Raw genomic sequence first — 18,181 nt, 5'->3', positions numbered from 1 at the left:
GAGTTGTAATGGCTGGACCATCAGGCTGGCGCCAGCCCTTGCATCGCGCGGGTCAACAGCGCTTCGATCGGGCCTTGTTCAAACGGCCGTGGATTGTAATAAGGGCTGGCACAGGCGATGTGCGCCGCTTCATGCGGGCCGTTCGCGGGGAAGCCGATGTCCGCCAATGCCAGCGGAATGCCCAGCTTCTGGTTCAGCGCATACAGCAAGGCGCCGACTTCGCTGGCGTCGCTGCCACCCAGTGCGCGAGCGGCACGCTGCAATGGCCCCGCCGCCGCTTCGCGGTTGTAATGCGCGGCGTGCGGCAGAACGATGGCGTGGGCCTGGGCGTGGGGCAGATTGAAGGTCCCGCCCAAGGTGTGGCAAAGCTTGTGGTGCAAGGCCATGCCGACCGAGCCCAGGCAAATCCCCGCCAGCCACGCGCCGTACAACGCCTGGCTGCGGGCCTCGGCGTCATTGGGGTCCTTGACCACGCCGGGCAACGCCTGCGCCAGCGAGCGAATGGATTCTTCGGCCATGAAACCGATAATCGGATTGGCGTCCTGGGCGTACAACGCCTCAACCGCGTGGGCCATGGCGTTCATGCCCGAACAGGCCGAAATTTGCGCCGGCAGGGTCAAGGTCAATTGCGGATCGTAGATCACCGTCTTCGGCAAAACCCTCGGATCACGCCCGGTTTTCTTCAGGCGATTCTCGGTCAGCCCGTAGATCGGCGTCATCTCCGAACCGGCGTAAGTGGTCGGCACCGCAACGATCGGCAGGCCGGAATCCATGGCAATCGCCTTGCCCAGACCGATGGTCGAGCCACCGCCGATGGCCACGCAGCTATCGGCATCCAGACGCGCCGCTTCAACCCGCGCCGCCTGCGCCACTTCCAATGGAACGTGCATCACCGCTTTGGCATAAACCCCCGCCGCGCGGTCACCGAGCAACGCGGCAACCCGTTCGCCCAGACCTTGCTGTTCAGGGGTGGTAAGGATCAGTGCTCGCCGCGCACCCAGCCGTTCGATTTCTTCAGCCAGCGCCGAGAGTTTGCCCCAGCCGAACACCACGCGGGTCGGCAGGCTTTGGTAGATAAAAGGATTCATGACAAGCCTCAGCGTTTGAAGTGCAGCGGGATTTTTGCGTCGACGTTGACCCACACCGAGCGAGCTTCGGTGTAGTCGTGGATCGCCTCGAAGCCCATTTCCCGACCGTAGCCGGACTGACCGACGCCGCCAAACGGACTGCCAGGGCTGACGCGTTTGTAGCAGTTGATCCAGCACATGCCGGCATGAATGGCATCGGCAATCTTGTGTGCGCGGCTCAGGTTCTGCGTCCACAGACCGCTGCCCAGTCCGTAATCGGAGTCGTTGGCGATGGCCAGTGCTTCTTCGTCAGTGCTGAAACGCACCACGGTGACGAACGGGCCGAACACTTCTTCCTGACACACCCGATCACTCGGTTTTGCCTCGACAATCGTAGGTTCGACATAAAAACCCTTGGCCAGGGCCTTGTCGTCCGGCGCCTTGCCACCAGCGAGAATCTTGCCGCCCTGCTCGATGGCAATATCGATGTAGGCCATCACGCGGTCGCGGTGCAGCGCCGAGGTCAGCGGGCCCATTTCGGTTTCCGGGTCCATCGGGTCGCCAAGGCGAATGGATTTGGCCAAGGCAATGAAACGCTCAAGGAACGGGTCAGCGATGTCCTTGTGCAGAATCAAACGCGAACCGGCGATGCACGCCTGGCCCTGGTTGTGAAAGATCGCCCAAGCCGCGCCATTGACCGCTGCGTCCAGGTTGGCGTCTTCGAAAACGATGTTGGCACCCTTCCCGCCCAGTTCCAGCTGGATGCGCTTGAGGTTGCTCTTCGACGCTTCAACGATCCGCCGCCCAGTGGCGGTCGAACCGGTGAATGCAATCTTGCCCACGTCGAGGTGTTCCGCCAGCGCTTGCCCGGCGGTGTGGCCGTAACCCGGCACCACGTTGACCACGCCTTTGGGGAATCCAACTTCGGTCATCAACTCAACAATGCGCAAGGTCGACAACGGGGTGATTTCCGAAGGTTTGATCACAATGGTGTTGCCCGCTGCCAGTGCCGGGCCCATTTTCCAACTGGTGAACATCAGCGGAAAATTCCATGGCACGATCTGCCCGACCACACCGATCGGTTTGCGCTGCACGTAATTGAGGAACCCGGCTTCGACCGGAATCACCGCGCCTTCGATCTTGTCGGCCATGCCACCAAAGTAGCGAAAGCACGCGGCGGTACGTGGCACGTCGAGGCCACGGGAATCGCGAATCGGGTGCCCGGTGTTCAGGGATTCGAGCTGCGCCAGTTCTTCGCTGCACGCTTCGATCTTGTCCGCGAGTTTGAGCAGCAGGCGTCCACGCTCGGCCGCGCCCAGCGCCGACCAGGCCGGGAACGCGCGTTTGGCCGCGGCGACAGCCAGGTCGACATCAGCGGCTTCGGCAGCGGCAATGCGGGTGATCAACGAACCGTCATGGGGCGACACCACGTCGATGGTGCCACCGGCGACCGCATCGACGAAGCGGCCATCGATATAGAGCTGATTTTGCATAATGGTTTCCTCGCACCGCGCCTGTCGCGCAGTGTCTGACTGAATGGCTGAAAGCATGGCCCGACGTGATGCCGGGCAAGACGCGGGGCCTTAGAACTCGATCGGGTACGGCTTGAGCTCGCCGCTTTCGTAACGTTGCGGCAGGTTCGGCGTGGCGTTTTCCCAGACCAGCAGCATTGAGCGTTTGGTCGAATAGCCCTGGTGGCGGATGTCGGCGGGCATGGCGCAGATGTCTCCTGCACGCATGGTGATCCGGGCGCGGGGATTGCCGTCGTCCTTGTCGCCGACGTCCCAAATGATCTCGTCGGACATTTGCAGGAACCACTCGACCCGGTCATTGCCATGGAACACCGGCAGGATGAATTCCTCGGTGGTCGGGCAGAACAGGCTGGCCTTGCACACCGAAGTCACCGACGGGTTCCAGGTCACGTCGGAACGCGACAAGTACTTGTGCAGGTTGAAGGCATGCAGTTCACCTTCGAAACCTTCGGCGGAGTGAATTTCCGGCTCGTCCTGCGGCACGTCGATGAACTGGCGATTGACCGGCAGATCGTTGCGCAGCGGCGAATCGTCCGGCAGGCCCGGCATGCGTTTAGTGGCGATGCGGAAGCGTTCGATGGCTTCAATGTTGTCGCCGTTCTTGCGGCCGAACGCGCTGCCGGTTTCTTCCGGCGCAGCGAACGGGTCGAATGTGGCGTTGGTCCAGTCGCGCAGGATGGCCTTAAAGGTGGCCATGATCAGCGGCGTTTCGAAATTTTCGGTGTAATTGACGCCTGCCGCCTTCAGCGTGCCATTGAAAGTACCGGCGTACAGGTCGACCTTTCCGTAGTAGTTGCGGGTGCCGATAACCTGGTCGAAGTTGACCCAGCCGTAGAAAAAGCCCCAGGCCACGTCGCGCATCATGGCGCGCAGGAACGCGTCGACCGGAATCAGGTGCGAGCGGGTCTGACCTTTGGCGGGCCAGGTGATGCGGGCAAAATACTCGTCACGCGACAATTCGAAGGCGCCAAGTTGGAATGAGCGGTAGCCGGTAACGGCATGGGGCGCGCTGGCCTGGACGTCATCGTCGGCAAACAGGGCGGTATCGGCGGCGGTTTCAAGCATGGCCATGGCGGGTTTCCTCTTGTTTTTGTGGGATGGACGGTCGGGCTCGGCAGATCACTTGAAGCAGATGTCTGCCCACTTCTCGACCGACAACGGGCCTTTGATGGTCTGCTGCAGAATCACACCCGGGCGGCTGGCCTCGAAGCGATACGCGGTGCCCAACGGCAACAGGCATTGGTGACCGCGCTTGAGCAACACGTAACCCATTGGCTTGCCCGCCGGCAGGTCACCGGCCAGTTGCGTGCCCTCGCCGGTCTTGAGCGGCGCATCGAGCTTGAGGAAATCCACCCGCACTTCGCCGTCCATGACGATGGCGAACTCGTCGTGCGCTGCGGTGAACCAAGGCGATTGGCCTTCGGCGCGCAGGGTTTCAATCACGTAGCCGAGGTTTAGGCCGACGACGACTTTTTCATAAGGAAGGGATTTTTCCGCCACTTCGAAAATGTTCGAAAAGGCGTAGTGACTGGCCTGGCCGCTGATGATTTCAACCGAGCCTTTGCTGTAGTTGTCCAGCGAGCCGAAGACTGTTTCGATTGCCGCGCTACTCATGGTTTTCACCGTTTTGTTGTTGTAGTAACAGTGAGCCAACAGTACGTCGCAGCTGGTCTTGGGACAATTAGAGGACCGGCGACAACAGTGTTCGCGAAACGCAAACATTGGCGTCATTGCAATCCTTGTGGGAGCGAGCCTGCTCGCGAAGGCGGTGTGTCAGCCAACATCCCCGCCGGAGGTAAAACCGCCTTCGCGAGCAGGCTCGCTCCCACAGGTTGGGGGTATTGGCTCAGCGCACCCAGCCACGCTCCAGCAAGGGTATGTCCCAGCATGGCTCATCGCCGAAGTTCTCCACCAGAAAGTCGATCAACGTGCGCACTTTCAAGGCCCGGCGCTGGGTCGCGGGATACACCGCCGAAAAATTGAAGGAGGACAAGGCGTACTCCGGGAGTACCGGAATCAACCGGCCACTGAGCAAATCATCACTGGCCACCAGTGTCGGCAGGCAGACAATGCACACCCCGGTCTGCGCGTAATCGCGCAACAAATGCACCGAGTTCGAACGCACTTGCCCCGGCAAGCTCAACTCTACGTGTTCGTCTTCGCGGCTGAAAATCCAGCGGTTGCGCGACGGATAGCCCTCGTACAACGCAATTTTGTGTTGCAGCAGTTCCTGGGGATGGGTCGGCACGCCGAACTCGCTGGCGTAGTCGGGTGACATACAGAACAAGCGACGCACGCTGAACAGCTTGCGCTCGATCAGCGTCTCGGCCATTGGCGGGAACATCTGGAACGCCACGTCGAAACCTTCTTCAATGGGGTCGACCACGCGGTCGTTGACGATCACGTCGACTTCGATGTCCGGGTACAGCCGGGTGAACTCGGCCAACATCCGGCCGAAGTGACCAATGGCAAACCCCGGCAGCATCTGCACCCGAAGTTTGCCGGTGGGTTTGGCCCGCAATTCACGCATGTGCTCGGTCAGCGAGTTGAAGCCCGCGACCATGTCGGCGCACTCCTTGTAGTAAGTCTCGCCCACTTCGGAGAGCCGCACATGCCGGGTGCTGCGATGGAACAGCGGCGTGTTGATGAACTGTTCCAGTTGCTGGATACGGTGGGTGATCACCGAGCGGGTCACGCCCAGTTGCTGGGCGGCCTTGGCGAAATTGCCGGTTTCGGCCACCCGCACAAAAGCTTCGACACTGAGTAAACGATCCATGGGGCAGGCTCTCTGGAGGCTTTTGTTCTTATAGGAACAGCGAGGTTAGCCTGTCGGCACCTCGCACTCCAGATCCGTGCTGCGCGTCATGGCCGGGGCTGTATCGACAACCGTCGCTGCATCGGAAAAACCTGCCAGCCCAGGCGTTCGCTGATCAGTCCCCACACCCCTTGCGGTGCCTTGAGCATCATCACCACCGCGACCACGCCGAGGATGATCATGTACACCGCGCCGTACTGCGCCAGGCAGCCGCGCAACACAAAGTAAATCAGCGTGCCGATCAACGGGCCTTCCAGGGTGCCGATGCCGCCGATGATCACGATGAAGATCACCACAGCGGTCCAGTCCTGCAGGTTGAACGCCGCATCCGGGGAAATTCGCAGCTTTTGCAGAAAGATCAACGCCCCGATCACGCCCGTGCAGCCGGCGGCCAGTACGTAGACCATCAATTTGGCGCGAAACGTATCCACCCCGAGGCTGCCGGATGCCGGTTCCGAATCCCGAATCGATGCCAGGGCCAGCCCCTGCCGCGAGCGCAACAAAAAGTACACCACCGCCACGGCGCCGATGGCGATGGCCAGTGCGGTGAAGTAGATCAGCGTTTCGCGCCCGTCCCGGTCATTGCCGATCTGCCGCACAATTGCTGCCGGCAAACTTTGCCCAGATCCGCCGCCCAGGCTGCTCATTTGCGCCAGGCCCAAGCGGAAGACCTCCGCTACCACCCAAGTGCCGATGGCGAAATAGGCGCCACGCAGGCGAAAGACGATCAGCGCCGTGGGAATCGCCAGCAACGCGACCAGCACCCCAGAGAGCAGGACCGCGAACAATGGCGGTACGCCGAACCGGGTCGCCAACATGAACAACAGATACCCGCCGAGGCCGACGAAGGCCTGCTGCCCCACCGAGACCATGCCGGCGTACCCTGCCAGCAAATTCCACATTTGTGCCAGGGCCAGGTAGTAGGCGAATTCCACCACCACCCGCAGGCTGGCGCGATCGGCCCACAATGGCGCGCTGAGCAACACCAGCACACAGAGCCCGAGCATCGCCAGGCCGATGGTGCTGCTGGTGGTGGTGCGTTGTACCCGGTAAACCGGCGCGGGATTGTTCAAGGCATTCATCAGTCGACACTCCGGGGAAACAGGCCACGCGGACGCACGACCAGGATCAGCAGAAACACAAGATGACCGGCGAGAATTTGCCAACCGGGATCGATTTTTGCGCCCAGGGCTTGCGCAACGCCGAGAATCACCCCGCCCGCCAGCGTGCCCCACAGGCTGCCCAAGCCACCGATGATCACCGCTTCGAAACCGTACAACAGACGCGCCGGTCCCACAGTGGGGTCGAAACTGGTGCGGATCGCCAGGAACACCCCGGCAATCGACACCACCGCCATCGCCAGCGCCATGGCCAGGCCGAAGATGTGCGCGTTGTTGACGCCCATCAGCCGTGCGGTGTGCTGGTCATCGGATGTGGCGCGAAACGCCCGGCCCAACGAGGTTTTGTAGAACAGCAGTTGCAGGCCGCCGATGATCAGCAACGCGCTGCCAAACACAATCAGCGGCATCACGCCCACGCTCAGGCTGCCAATGCCGACACTGGCGACCTCAAGATCGCCCTGGGACAGCTTCTGGCTATCGGCGCTGAAAAATTCCAGTAACAGGTTTTGTACGATGATCGACAGGCCGAACGTCACCAGCAATGGCGGCAGGATGTCCGTGCCCAGAGTGCGATTGAGCAACAGCCGTTGCAGCAGATAGCCGAAACAGAACATCAGCGGCACCACGATCAGCAAACTTGCCAACGGACTGAATCCCAGATGATTGACCACCATCAGCGCCAGGTACGATGCCAGCACGATGAAGTCGCCGTGGGCGATGTTGACCAGGCGCATGATGCCGAACATCAGCGACAGCCCCACCGCGAACATCGCGTACAGGCCACCGAGCAACACGCCTTGAAGCAAAGTATTGAGCCATTCCATCACTAGATCCCGAAATACGCGGCTTTGATTTGTGCTTTGTCCGCATCCCCAGGGCGCCCGGTCAGGGACACGCGCCCTTCCTGGAAGCAATAGAAGCGGTCGCACACACTCAGCGCCTGATTGATGTCCTGCTCGACGAGAATCACCGTGGTGCCGTCGGCCTTGATCGAAGGCAGCGCGGCGTAGATGTCCTTGATCGTCGTCGGCGCCAGACCCAGGCTGATTTCATCGCACAACAGCAGGTGCGGGTTGGCCATCAGGCCACGGCCAATTGCAACCATCTGCTGCTGGCCGCCGGACAGTGCTGTGCCGGGTCGCTTGCGCAGTTTTTCCAGCACCGGGAACAGCTGATAGATGCGCTTCAGCGTCCACGGTCCCGGGCGGCGGCTGTAGGCGCCGATCAGCAGGTTTTCTTCGACGCTCAGTGACGGAAACAGCTTGCGACCCTCCGGCACCAACGCGATGCCGCGCTCCAGCACCTGATTGGCGGCCATGTCGCCAATGGCCTGGCCCTTGAACGTAATGGCGCCGGGCTGGTTCTTGATCAGCCCGGCCAGCGAACGCAGGAACGTCGATTTGCCCGCGCCGTTGGAGCCGATGATCGCCACGGTTTCACCGGCCTCAAGGGTCAGGCTGATGTCGAACAGCGCTTGAAAATCGCCGTAGCCGGCACAGAGTTTTTCGATGATCAGCATGATCAGCTCCCGATGCCCATGTAGATGTCCTGGACCCGAGGGTCGGCCATGACACTGCGCGGCTCGCCTTCGGCGAGTTTGGCGCCGAAGTTGATCACCGTCAGGCGACTGACCACCGCGAGCAACGCGTGCACGATGTGTTCGATCCAGATAATCGCGACACCGGACTTGTGGATGCCCTGAATGGTGTCCACCAGCGCCAGGCACTCCGGCTCCGTCAGGCCACCGGCGATTTCGTCGAGCAACAACAAGCGCGGTCGAGTCGACAAGGCCCGGGCCATTTCCAGGCGTTTACGGTCGAGCAAGGTCAGCGAACCGGCCAGCACGTTGGCCTTGTGCATCAGGCCGGTGAGTTCCAGCGTCTGCGCACACCATTGGCTGGCCTCCTTGTCCCGCAGCCGCGCACCAAAGGTCGCGCCCACCAGCAGATTTTCGAACACGGTCATTTTCACGAACGGGTGCGGGATCTGGTGGGAACGGCCGATGCCTTGCTGGCAGCGCTTGAACACCGGTTCACGAGTGACGTTGCGGCCCTCGAAATGAATCGTGCCTTTGTCCGCCGCCACGCCACCGGCGATCAGGTTGAACAGCGTGCTTTTACCCGCGCCGTTGGGGCCGATGATGCCCAGTGCTTCACCCGGTTGCAGGGTCAGGTCTATTGCATCCGTGACCTTCACCGAACCGTAGCTTTTGTGCACATCAGTCATTTGCAGAAGTGGTTGTTGCATGGTGCACCCGTGTCTTGTTGCGCGATCAATACGTAATGGCCTGCATCTCACCGCCCAACGGAATCGCTGGCGCGGTGGCATTGCTGGTCACGATCAGGTCGTATTTGCTGTCATTGCCCAGGCGCCACTGACCACTGACCAGCGGGGTCTTGGCGACGTTCTTCACCGGCCCGCCGTTCCAGTTGATCGGCCCGACCACCGTGTTGAGGTTGGTCTTGAGCAAGGCATCGCGCACCGCATGGGCGTTGCCGACTTCCTCGGTGCGCTTGAGGATGTCCACCGCCAGTTCGAACAAGGCATGCACGAAGCCCAGTGGCTGCGTCCATTGTTTGCCGGTGGCCTGGGTGAAACCCTGGGCCAGTTGCCCGGCACTGGCGCCGGTCAATGAAGAGCTGAACGGGTGTGTCGGGCTCCACCAGATTTCGGTCGACAGGTTGTTGCCGGCCTTGCCCAGCGCCTCGACGGCGGTGGGAAACAGCAGCGCCTTGCCCACCGACACCGCTTTGGGTTTGAAGCCTTGCTGGCGAGCCTGGGTCCAGAACGTGCTCAGGTCCGGTGGAATCACCACACCGGTGACGATCTCGACATCGGCCTTTTTGAACGCGGCGATCTGTGCGGAGAAATCGTCGGTCAGGCTTTGAAAGCGGCCGGGGTCGACCAGTTGAAAACCCTTCTGCGCCAGCACTGGCGGGAAACCGAGCTTCTGATCGCCCCAGGCATTGCCGTCGCCATCGTTGGGGAACAGACCGCCGACTACTTTGTTCGACGGCATCGCCCCCCACATCGAACTGTAAGTGCCGATCACATCTTCCAGGCCCCAGAAAAAGTGATAAGTCCACTCAAAACCTTGGTCAGGCTTACCGCCCCGCGTGAAGAACCACGGCTGCCACGGGGCGACGGTGGAGATGCACGGAATCTCGTTGATTTCGCACTGGTCGGACACCGGGTTGGTGGTTTCCGGGGTCGACGACACCAGCATCAGGTCGACTTGATCTGACAGAATCAGCTCGCTTGCCACTTCCGCCGCACGGTTGGGATTGGATTGGCTGTCCTTGACGATGACTTCCAGGCGATAGGCCTTGCCGCCGACATTGATCGTATTTTTCAGCACTTGCTTGAGCGATTCGATGATGTAGTTGTCGGCCGCCGCAAACGGCGCCAACGGCCCGGTCTGCGGGCTGACATAGCCGAGCTTGATTACCCGCTCACCGCCGATGGCAAAGGTGAACGGCATGCTCGCCAGTGCCACGCCACCGGCAGCAATGCCGGTGCTGCGCAGGAAATCGCGGCGGGAGAAGTTGCGGCCAAACAGGTTGTTATCGTTGTTGTCTGTCATGTCAGTACTCCAAAAGCCTGGACGAACGGGGTCGCCACGTGTGGCCGGGCCATCACGCAGGATCAGGGGTAAACGGAAGAAGTCGGTTTAAAAGAAGAGGCTGACGTCGAAGGACGCCACGACCTGCGAGTCCTTTTGCCCATCGGCGTAGGCATCGCGCCCGGGGCCGGAATGGATGTCGTAGCGCAGCTCCGGGCGCAGGCGCACGTTAGGTGTCGGCGTCCAGGCCACGTTGGTGGTCACGCCGTAAAAACTGCCCCAGGTCGGGTCCGGGATGCCGGTGTTCGGGTCGATATTGGCCATCATCACGTGCACCGGCGCATCGGTGTAGAACCACTCGGCGCGGCTGTTCCACATCAGGTTTTCACTGAGTTTGTGATACCAGTTGAGGTCCGTGCCGTACCAGGTGGCATCGTTTTTGTTGGCAAATCCGGCGAAAGCGCCCTGCTCCTGCTTGCCGTAGTTCAACTCCAGCGCCACCCGGTTGTTCGGATCGAGCACCTGCGACAGCGTCAGGTAAGACGCCAGGCGTTTGTAGTCGTCATCCTTGGTGCCGGCCGGCAATGGCGAGCCGCAACTGCATTCGGCAAAGCTGTCACCGGCGTCGTTGCCGTATATGTTTTCCCAGTCGATCCAGGTGCTGAAGTCCGCCGAGCGCCAGCGCACGTTGGCGATCACATCCGGGTCGTGGTTGGGGTCTTGCAGGTTGTTCCAGCCCTGCACCACGCCCAGCTCGAAGCCGAGCATGCTTTCGCCCGGCGCCGAAGGCAGCTTGAACGAGTACAGCGCGCCGGCATGTTTGGCCGGGCCGTGCATGAAGGAATAGGTGTGCGAGTAGAAATCAGTTGGTGCGGGTGACGGCAAAGCGAAGCCAATTTCATTTTCCAGCGGCGTGTGGAAAATCCCGATCATCAGCTCCGAACCACCGAGCACCGGGAAGTAAAAATTGACGTAGGCCTGGGCGATGGTGAGCGCAGGCTTTTCGGGTTTGTTGCTGCGGTTCGCGCTCAGGTCTTCGTCCCAGCCGTAGGTCTTGAAGTAGCGTGCATCCTTGCCGTACACCGTGGTGACGTTGAAACCCCAGTCAGCCTCTTGGGGCATCGGACCAGGAAACGGACCCACGCGGGCGATCACATTGCTCTTGGGTTTCTTCTCCACGGCGAGGGCGAACTGGTTGAGGTTCACGCCTTCGTCGGTATTGAAGAAGCTCTGCTTGCTGACGTCATCCGTGCCGTTATTGTTGTAGATCACACCGGCCTGAGCCCAGCCGTAGACCTTGATCCCGTGTTCACGCTCAAGGCTGTCGCCGAAGACATTGCGCACCAGCGAACCCAAGGGATCGTCTGCCGCCAGGACCATAGAGGGAAACAAAACGTCGGCCCCCAGAACGGGAGCGAACAGGGTTGCTGCGCAAACCCATGCACGAATACTCATACCTGCCTTCCTTATTTTTATTAGGCGCCAATCCCCCGAAGGGGCATGAGGCCGAAAGCAAGGTATGACGTCTTGATGAGCCCTGGCATGAGCTCCACCCGACCGTTGGCGGATCGTGGTGTTCGGCGTAATGGAGGCTACAAGCCAGCCACTACGCCAACAATTCCATTCTCGGCGACTTCAGTGTTTGCATATTCAGAACAATGCTCCCCCCGTGGCGAGATGATGAATGTCGGTACGTCCTCCAGTTCCAGTACCCGAGCCAGACGCATAAAAAAATCCGATGCCTATTCAGGCATCGGATTTTGATTTCTTGCAACCAAAGGTGAAGCAACCAACGGCCCCCATTGCAGGGGCCGTTGCAAATCACTCAATCAGTGCGCAATACACACAGACTTCAGCTCGGTATACGCCTCGATCACCGCACGCCCGAACTCACGGCCCATGCCCGATTGCTTGACGCCACCGAATGGCATCGCCGGGTCCAGTAGCACGTGGGCGTTGACCCACACCGTACCGGCCTCGATACGCGGCACCAGGTTCATGGCTTTGCCGAGGTCGTTGGTCCACAGGCTGGCGGCCAGGCCATAGCGGTTGTCGTTGGCCAGCGCGATCACGGCATCTTCGTCGTCGAACGGCATTACGCCCAGCACCGGGCCGAACACTTCTTCACGGGCCACGGCCATGCTGTGGTCGATGTCGGCCAGAATGGTTGGCTGCACGTAGAAGCCCTCGCCTTCCACCAACTCACCGCCCGACACCACGCGCGCGCCTTCGCGGCGGGCCAGTTCGATGTGTTTGAGCACGCTTTGTTGCTGCTTGCGCGACACCAGCGGGTTGATCGCGGCATTGCAGTTCATGCCCGCGCCGATTGGCATGGCGGAGACTGCAGCGGCGAGCGCTTCGACGAATTGATCGTGGATCGAGCGATGCACATAGAAGCGCGAAGCCGCCGCACAGACCTGACCGTTGTTCAGCAAGCCGCCGAGGATTGCACCTTGCACGGCTTTTTCGATGTTGGCATCGGCGAGCACGATCATCGGGTTTTTGCCGCCCAGTTCCAGCGAGAACCGCGTCATGTTTTCCATGCACGCCACGCCGACACTTTTGCCCACAGCAGTGGAACCGGTGAACGATACTTTGCTCACCAGCGGATGCGCAGTCAGTACACCACCGACCGAGGCGCCGCCGCCGGTGACGACGTTGAACACGCCGGCCGGGATGCCCGCTTCCAGGGCCAGCTCGGCCAGGCGCATGGCGGTCAGCGGAGTTTCCATCGCCGGTTTGATGATCACGGTGCACCCGGTAGCCAGTGCTGGCATGAGCTTCCAGGCCGCAATCAGCAGTGGGAAGTTCCACGGCACAATCCCGACCACCACGCCCACTGGCTCACGCTTGGTGAATGCAGTGAATTTGGCGCCCGGTGGCAACGGGATCGACACATCGAAGGTCTGGCCTTCGATCTTGGTCGCCCAGCCGGACATGTAGCGCATGAACTCCACGGTAGCGTTCAAGTCGAGGGCGCGGGCCATGTTGATCGACTTGCCCTGACTCAAGGTTTCCAGCTGCGCCAGCTCTTCGGCGTGAGCCTCAACCAGTGCGGTGAAGTTCAGCAAAATGCGTTCGCGGTCGGCCGGACGCAAACCGGACCACACGCCGGATTTGAACGCGGTATGGGAGGACTGTACGGCGCGTTCGACCACGTCCAGCGGCGCGTCCAGGGTTTCGCAAAGGGTTTGCCCGGTGGCCGGGTTGACCACGGAGATAGTCGGGCCATCCGCCAGCACCCATTGGCCGTCAATAAAGCAGCCATGACGGCGGCCAAGGAAAGCAGCAACCTGCGGCAGAATTTCAACGTTGCTCATAATTCACCTGTCATTCAAACGTGTGGTTCAACCTGGAAATCCGGCTGATTAGCGTTGTTCTTTGAGATAGCAAACGACCGCCTGGCGGTCATCGGCGGAGGCCAGCCCCATGTAGGGCATGTAGGTCCCGGGCACATAGGCCTGGGGTTCGGTGATCAGTTGGCTGATGGTTTCGGCTTGCCAGGTCACGTCTTTACTGCGCATAGCCTGGGAGTAGCTGAAACCTTCGAGCGAGCCGGACTTGCGCCCGACCACGCCCGACAAGCTCGGCCCCATCATGCCGACCGTGCCTTTGCTCACCGAATGACACACCCCGCATTCATTGGCGAACACCTGGGCGCCGTGGCCCTGGTCCGGTGTGCAATCGGCGGCAACCACGGTTTGCGCCAACGCCAGAGTCAGCAAACCGATGAGGGAGAATCTCTGTGAAATGAACATAAGAATGCGACCTTGAAAATCCGTGAGGGGAAGCAACAGCAGGGTTGAGACGGATTGTCAGTGGTCAGTGACGCGCAGGCTTTGCCCTGCGTGCCAGTTATGTTGGCTGGGCTGCCAAACCGGGCATTTTGGCAAGCACAGGCAACTCTTTGGCAACCACACAAAAGGGTGAAAAAGTTCCGGGCCTTAGTATCGAAAAAGACCTCAACCCTGTGGTCATGAACAAGAATGGATGCCACACCATGCTCAAGTCCCCCTTGCTTCGTCTCTCGACGCTCGCGCTGATGATCAGTGCCGCCCAGGCCAATGCCTACGAACTCTATTCCAATAACGACAGTCATTTGAACGCCACGCTGGAAGCCGTCTTCGGCGCTTTTCACAGCCAGGAAAACTACGCACTGTCGGGCCGTCTCAGTGAAGGTTCCTCGTCTTGGCAAGAGGGCTACATCAAGTACGGCCTGAGCTTTGACAAAGGCCTGGCCGACTTCGGCACCGCTTACGGCGCCGGCAATATGCTCAGCTCCGGCACTTGGGGTGACGGCGATGCCGCCGGGTTCACCGACGGTACGGAACGCACCACCAAGTACGAAGACGCTTACCTCGGCTGGCGCTCGGGCAAGCTGTTTGAAGCGCTGGGTGATGACGGAGTCGACCTGTCTTTCGGTCGCCAGAACATCGTGGTCGGCGACGGTTTCCTGATCGACGGCGACGCGCTGAACCTGGGCAAAGGCGTAGCCGACGGCGAGTTCAATCGGGGCGGTGCCTACTACATTGCGGCCCGTAAAGCCTTCGACGAAACCGCCGTGTTGCGCCTTGGTGGCAAGCAAGGCTGGCGCAGCGACTTGATGTGGCTGAAATCGGATAACCGCGCGCAGGCAAAAACCGAAATGTACGTCGGCACGCTCGAACACGTCGCTGACGCCGGCACGATCGGTTTGACCTACATCGACACCACCGATGTCGACAAGCAGTTCGCCTCGCCATTGCAGCTTGAGCGCGACGGCATGAAGACCTACGCCTTGCGCGCGACGGGCAACGCCGGGGTGAAAGACCTGTTCCTGTCCGGCGAATACGCCGAAGAGGATAAACCGCACACCAGCAACGAAGACGCCTGGTACCTGGAAGCCGGCTGGACCTTTTCCGACGCGATCTGGACACCTTATGTCGGCTACCGCTACAGCCGCTTCTCGGAAAATTACGACACGTTGTTCTACGGCTTCAGTCGCGGTTACGGCACCTGGTTCCAGGGTGAAGTGGCCGGTAACTATGCCGGTCCGTTCAACACCAACTCACGTATCCAAAACGTCTCGCTGAAAGTCTCGCCACTGCAAAACCTCAACGTCGGCGTGCTGTTATTCAACTACGACACCATCGACCGCAACCTGGGCAACACCGATGGCAAAGAGGTTGATTTGTACGCCGAATGGCACGTCAACGATCACTTGACCGTCATGCCGCTGCTCGGTCTGTACCAGCCAGACAAGAGCGCCGCCCAGGGTGGCACCCAGTTAGGCAACACCGACAACAACCTCTACAGCCAAGTGGTGTTTGCCACCACGTTCTAGGTTTTGTCCGACGCAAATCTTGTAGCCACCGGCGATCCCCCTGCGCCGGCGGCTACAGATTGCGTTTGCAGCGTCATTGTGTTTCAAGGAAAAAGGCCTTTCCAATGCACTCAAAATTTCTGACGATCCAGAGCAAAATCGCCCTGCTCGCCGGCCTCTGCCTGCTGTTGGTGGTGAGTTTGCTGATGGGGTTGTCGCTGTATCAAACCCATCAAAGCAGCCAGCAAGTCGCCCAAGCCAGCAGCGACATGCTCGCCAACGCCGCCAAGGAACACATGCAGGCGCTGGGCACCGTGCAGGCAATGCAGGTGCAACGCACCTTCACCCAGACTCACGAGTACGGCCAAGGCTTATCACGCTATTTACTTTACCTGCGGCAGCTGCAACAGCAGGGCCATCTGACCCGCCCGCAATTGCGCCAGGCGCTGAACACCCAGCTTCACCAAGCCCTGATCGACAAGCCCGACCTGCTCGGGCTTTATGTCATTTTCGAACCCGACGCCCTCGATGGCGCCGACACCGGTTTCGCGGATCAGGCAGACATGGGCAGCAACGAGACGGGACGTTTTTCCCTGTACTGGGTGCAAAGCAAACCCGGCGAACTGCAAGCGGTGATCGGCGACGAAGCCCTGCTCGCCAACACCTCCCCCGGCCCCAGCGGCGCGCCGTACAACGCCTTCTACACCTGCGCTCGCGACACCCGCCAGGCCTGCGTGTTGGAGCCGTATTTCGACGAGGCGTCCGGCAGCCGCAAACTGGTGACCAGCATTGCGTTTCCATTGATGGACAACGGCAAAGTCATCGCCGTGGTCGGCCTCGACATCAACCTCGCCGCTCTGCAACACAACAGCGAAACCAGCGCGCATCAACTGTTCGACGGACATGGGCAGATCAGTATCGTCAGCCCGCGCGGGGTGATTTCCGCCAACAGCCTAGACATCAGCCGTCTCGGGCAACCGCTGGACGATGCCCCGGTAATGGACGCCTTGCGTCAGGGCCAAGCGAAGGTGTTTGTCGATCAGCAGCAAATCAACGTCCTCGAACCGCTGGCGCCAATTGCCGGTGCCGAGCCGTGGGGTGTTTTGGTTGGTGTGCCGCAGGACGTGTTGTTGGCGCCGGTGACCACGCTGCAAAAAGAACTCGATGCCCAAGGCGTGCAAAGCACTGCGCTGGAAATGCTGGTCGGTGGCGGCTCCGCCCTGCTCGGCTTGCTGTTGATCTGGTACACAGCGTTTCGCATCACCCGGCCGCTGCAAGTGCTGACGCGGGTTATGGAAGACATCTCCCGGGGCGAAGGCGACCTCACGCGGCGTCTGGAAGTGCAATCGCGGGACGAGATCGGCCAACTGGCGACCGCGTTCAACCGCTTTGTCGAACGCATTCACCAATCGATTCGTGAGGTGTCTTCGGCGGCGATTGGCGTGAATGAAGTGGCCAAGCGTGTATTGGTTGCCTCCAATTCGTCGATGAGCAACTTCGACGAACAATCGACCCGCACCAACAGCGTCGCCGCCGCAATCAACCAACTCGGCGCCGCTGCCCAGGAAATCGCCCACAACGCCTCCGATGCTTCGCAACAGGCGTCCGCCGCACGAGAACAAGCCGAGGACGGCCGGCAAGTGGTGGAGCGCACGATTGAACTGATGAACGAACTGTCCGGAAAAATCAGCGCCTCGTGCGTCAACATCGAAGTGCTGAACGACAAAACCGTGAACATCGGGCAGATCCTCGAAGTGATCAAAGGCATCTCCCAGCAAACCAACCTGCTGGCGCTCAACGCCGCCATCGAGGCTGCACGCGCCGGTGAAGCGGGCCGTGGGTTTGCAGTGGTCGCCGACGAAGTGCGCAGCCTGGCCGGGCGTACTCAGGCATCGGCGGCACAGATTCAGCAGATGATCGAAGAACTGCAAATCGGCGCCCGCGACTCGGTCATCACCATGACCGAGAGCCAGCAGCACAGCGAAGAAAGCGTCAACATCGCCAACCTCGCCGGCAAACGGCTGGGCAGCGTGACGCAGCGTATCGGTGAGATCGATAACGTGAACCAGTCGGTTGCGGCGGCGACTGAAGAACAGACGTCGGTGGTCGAGGCGTTGAACGTCGACATTACCGAGATCAACACCTTGAACCAGCAAGGCGTGGAAAACCTGCACTCGACGTTGCGGGCCTGCACAGAGCTGGAGCGGCAGGCGGATCGGTTGAATCAGCTTGTGGGGAGTTTCAGGATCTGAGATGGGTGTTGCCTGAACCACCGCCTTCGCGAGCAGGCTCGCTCCCACATTAAACCGCGTTCGTCTGGACAACTCGGTCAACTGTGGGAGCGAGCCTGCTCGCGAAGAACGATGACACGGTCTCAGCCTATTACTTCGGCACCTCAACGTTATCCATCATCCGGTTCGCCGCCAGTTCCGCCAGCATGATGATCTGCTGGATCGCCATGGCCGTATGCCGATGCGGTCCTTCCAGGTACCCCGCAAAATCGCTGGCCATGACACTGGCCTGGGCCAATGACTCACAGGTGTGGGCCAACAGGTCTTCGTCCCGGATATCCGGTGCGAGCATGAACATCGTGCTGGGTTTGCGGGTCGGCGGGGATTTGATGGCGCCGGGGTTGAGGTAGTGATCGAGGGCGCGTTCGGCGGCTTCGTGGAGTTTTTTTGAATCGAGTGATTCGTAGGGGGATGCCGGATCTGTGTCTGGCGGATTTGGCGTTACCTTGAACATATTTACCTTCGTCCTTATCGGGCAGCCACGCCTCGCT

General features: G+C 60.5%; 16 protein-coding genes and 1 pseudogene. 3 read left to right on the top strand and 14 right to left on the bottom strand.

Going from position 1 to position 18,181, the window contains the following annotated elements; all coding sequences use genetic code 11:
* Positions 1–20 precede the first annotated feature (20 nt).
* From AC3ISI_RS09000 to AC3ISI_RS08940, 13 genes are all read right to left on the bottom strand, one after another.
* Positions 21–1,088 (bottom strand): maleylacetate reductase, encoded by a 1,068-nt coding sequence (locus AC3ISI_RS09000; RefSeq protein ID WP_489336517.1) that lies wholly within the window; start codon positions 1,086–1,088, stop codon positions 21–23.
* 8 nt (positions 1,089–1,096) lie between these two features.
* On the bottom strand, positions 1,097–2,560 hold the full coding sequence (locus AC3ISI_RS08995; RefSeq protein WP_489336515.1) for an aldehyde dehydrogenase family protein: 1,464 nt from the start codon (positions 2,558–2,560) through the stop codon (positions 1,097–1,099).
* A 90-nt stretch (positions 2,561–2,650) separates the two neighbouring features.
* Positions 2,651–3,670: a hydroxyquinol 1,2-dioxygenase gene (locus tag AC3ISI_RS08990; RefSeq protein WP_489336513.1), complete on the bottom strand. Its 1,020-nt coding sequence runs from the start codon at positions 3,668–3,670 to the stop codon at positions 2,651–2,653.
* Between the two features lie 48 nt (positions 3,671–3,718).
* Positions 3,719–4,213 carry a cupin domain-containing protein gene (locus AC3ISI_RS08985; protein ID WP_489336512.1) on the bottom strand — a complete coding sequence of 165 codons (495 nt, stop codon included), beginning with the start codon at positions 4,211–4,213 and terminating at the stop codon, positions 3,719–3,721.
* Between the two features lie 232 nt (positions 4,214–4,445).
* On the bottom strand, positions 4,446–5,375 hold the full coding sequence (locus AC3ISI_RS08980) for a LysR family transcriptional regulator (RefSeq protein ID WP_489336511.1): 930 nt from the start codon (positions 5,373–5,375) through the stop codon (positions 4,446–4,448).
* Between the two features lie 86 nt (positions 5,376–5,461).
* Positions 5,462–6,496, bottom strand: a complete 1,035-nt coding sequence (locus tag AC3ISI_RS08975; protein ID WP_489336510.1) for a branched-chain amino acid ABC transporter permease — start codon at positions 6,494–6,496, stop codon at positions 5,462–5,464.
* Complete coding sequence (locus AC3ISI_RS08970; protein ID WP_489336508.1) at positions 6,496–7,359, bottom strand: branched-chain amino acid ABC transporter permease; 864 nt, start codon at positions 7,357–7,359, stop codon at positions 6,496–6,498. The genes AC3ISI_RS08975 and AC3ISI_RS08970 overlap by 1 nt, the downstream gene beginning before the upstream one ends.
* A gap of 2 nt (positions 7,360–7,361) precedes the next feature.
* Positions 7,362–8,054 (bottom strand): ABC transporter ATP-binding protein, encoded by a 693-nt coding sequence (locus AC3ISI_RS08965; protein ID WP_489336507.1) that lies wholly within the window; start codon positions 8,052–8,054, stop codon positions 7,362–7,364.
* A 2-nt stretch (positions 8,055–8,056) separates the two neighbouring features.
* Entirely contained in the window at positions 8,057–8,782 is a 726-nt protein-coding gene (locus tag AC3ISI_RS08960; protein ID WP_489336505.1) for an ABC transporter ATP-binding protein, read from the bottom strand.
* A 25-nt stretch (positions 8,783–8,807) separates the two neighbouring features.
* Complete coding sequence (locus tag AC3ISI_RS08955) at positions 8,808–10,118, bottom strand: ABC transporter substrate-binding protein (protein WP_489336503.1); 1,311 nt, start codon at positions 10,116–10,118, stop codon at positions 8,808–8,810.
* 87 nt (positions 10,119–10,205) lie between these two features.
* Entirely contained in the window at positions 10,206–11,552 is a 1,347-nt protein-coding gene (locus AC3ISI_RS08950; protein WP_489336502.1) for an outer membrane beta-barrel protein, read from the bottom strand.
* 374 nt (positions 11,553–11,926) lie between these two features.
* On the bottom strand, positions 11,927–13,417 hold the full coding sequence (locus AC3ISI_RS08945; RefSeq protein ID WP_489336501.1) for an aldehyde dehydrogenase family protein: 1,491 nt from the start codon (positions 13,415–13,417) through the stop codon (positions 11,927–11,929).
* Positions 13,418–13,465: 48 nt separating this feature from the next.
* A complete protein-coding gene (locus tag AC3ISI_RS08940) occupies positions 13,466–13,855 on the bottom strand; it encodes a c-type cytochrome (protein ID WP_489336499.1) in 390 nt (129 codons plus the stop codon).
* A gap of 242 nt (positions 13,856–14,097) precedes the next feature.
* Between AC3ISI_RS08940 and AC3ISI_RS08935 the strand changes: the two genes are divergently transcribed.
* From AC3ISI_RS08935 to AC3ISI_RS08925, 3 genes and pseudogenes are all read left to right on the top strand, one after another.
* The gene (locus AC3ISI_RS08935) at positions 14,098–15,420 is read left to right on the top strand and encodes an alginate export family protein (RefSeq protein WP_489336497.1); all 1,323 of its coding nucleotides are present in this window, start codon (positions 14,098–14,100) and stop codon (positions 15,418–15,420) included.
* A 104-nt stretch (positions 15,421–15,524) separates the two neighbouring features.
* Positions 15,525–16,796: pseudogene (locus AC3ISI_RS08930) on the top strand (HAMP domain-containing protein); the annotation flags it as partial.
* A 90-nt stretch (positions 16,797–16,886) separates the two neighbouring features.
* A complete protein-coding gene (locus tag AC3ISI_RS08925) occupies positions 16,887–17,651 on the top strand; it encodes a methyl-accepting chemotaxis protein (RefSeq protein WP_489337674.1) in 765 nt (254 codons plus the stop codon).
* 130 nt (positions 17,652–17,781) lie between these two features.
* Here AC3ISI_RS08925 and AC3ISI_RS08920 read toward each other — a convergent pair whose 3' ends face one another.
* Positions 17,782–18,144 carry a DUF6124 family protein gene (locus tag AC3ISI_RS08920; RefSeq protein WP_489336496.1) on the bottom strand — a complete coding sequence of 121 codons (363 nt, stop codon included), beginning with the start codon at positions 18,142–18,144 and terminating at the stop codon, positions 17,782–17,784.
* Between the last annotated feature and the right edge of the window lie 37 nt (positions 18,145–18,181).

This window comes from Pseudomonas sp. GL_139_B (genome assembly GCF_057834475.1).
The sequence above is the reverse complement of the archived record's forward strand: the minus strand, read 5'-3'. Positions and strand labels throughout refer to the sequence as shown.

Coding starts and splice junctions, on each gene's coding strand:
- AC3ISI_RS09000 (WP_489336517.1), bottom strand. CDS start 1,088: ATGAATCCTTTTATCTACCAAAGCCTGCCGACCCGCGTGGTGTTCGGC.
- AC3ISI_RS08995 (WP_489336515.1), bottom strand. CDS start 2,560: ATGCAAAATCAGCTCTATATCGATGGCCGCTTCGTCGATGCGGTCGCC.
- AC3ISI_RS08990 (WP_489336513.1), bottom strand. CDS start 3,670: ATGGCCATGCTTGAAACCGCCGCCGATACCGCCCTGTTTGCCGACGAT.
- AC3ISI_RS08985 (WP_489336512.1), bottom strand. CDS start 4,213: ATGAGTAGCGCGGCAATCGAAACAGTCTTCGGCTCGCTGGACAACTAC.
- AC3ISI_RS08980 (WP_489336511.1), bottom strand. CDS start 5,375: ATGGATCGTTTACTCAGTGTCGAAGCTTTTGTGCGGGTGGCCGAAACC.
- AC3ISI_RS08975 (WP_489336510.1), bottom strand. CDS start 6,496: ATGAATGCCTTGAACAATCCCGCGCCGGTTTACCGGGTACAACGCACC.
- AC3ISI_RS08970 (WP_489336508.1), bottom strand. CDS start 7,359: ATGGAATGGCTCAATACTTTGCTTCAAGGCGTGTTGCTCGGTGGCCTG.
- AC3ISI_RS08965 (WP_489336507.1), bottom strand. CDS start 8,054: ATGCTGATCATCGAAAAACTCTGTGCCGGCTACGGCGATTTTCAAGCG.
- AC3ISI_RS08960 (WP_489336505.1), bottom strand. CDS start 8,782: ATGCAACAACCACTTCTGCAAATGACTGATGTGCACAAAAGCTACGGT.
- AC3ISI_RS08955 (WP_489336503.1), bottom strand. CDS start 10,118: ATGACAGACAACAACGATAACAACCTGTTTGGCCGCAACTTCTCCCGC.
- AC3ISI_RS08950 (WP_489336502.1), bottom strand. CDS start 11,552: ATGAGTATTCGTGCATGGGTTTGCGCAGCAACCCTGTTCGCTCCCGTT.
- AC3ISI_RS08945 (WP_489336501.1), bottom strand. CDS start 13,417: ATGAGCAACGTTGAAATTCTGCCGCAGGTTGCTGCTTTCCTTGGCCGC.
- AC3ISI_RS08940 (WP_489336499.1), bottom strand. CDS start 13,855: ATGTTCATTTCACAGAGATTCTCCCTCATCGGTTTGCTGACTCTGGCG.
- AC3ISI_RS08935 (WP_489336497.1), top strand. CDS start 14,098: ATGCTCAAGTCCCCCTTGCTTCGTCTCTCGACGCTCGCGCTGATGATC.
- AC3ISI_RS08925 (WP_489337674.1), top strand. CDS start 16,887: ATGAGCAACTTCGACGAACAATCGACCCGCACCAACAGCGTCGCCGCC.
- AC3ISI_RS08920 (WP_489336496.1), bottom strand. CDS start 18,144: ATGTTCAAGGTAACGCCAAATCCGCCAGACACAGATCCGGCATCCCCC.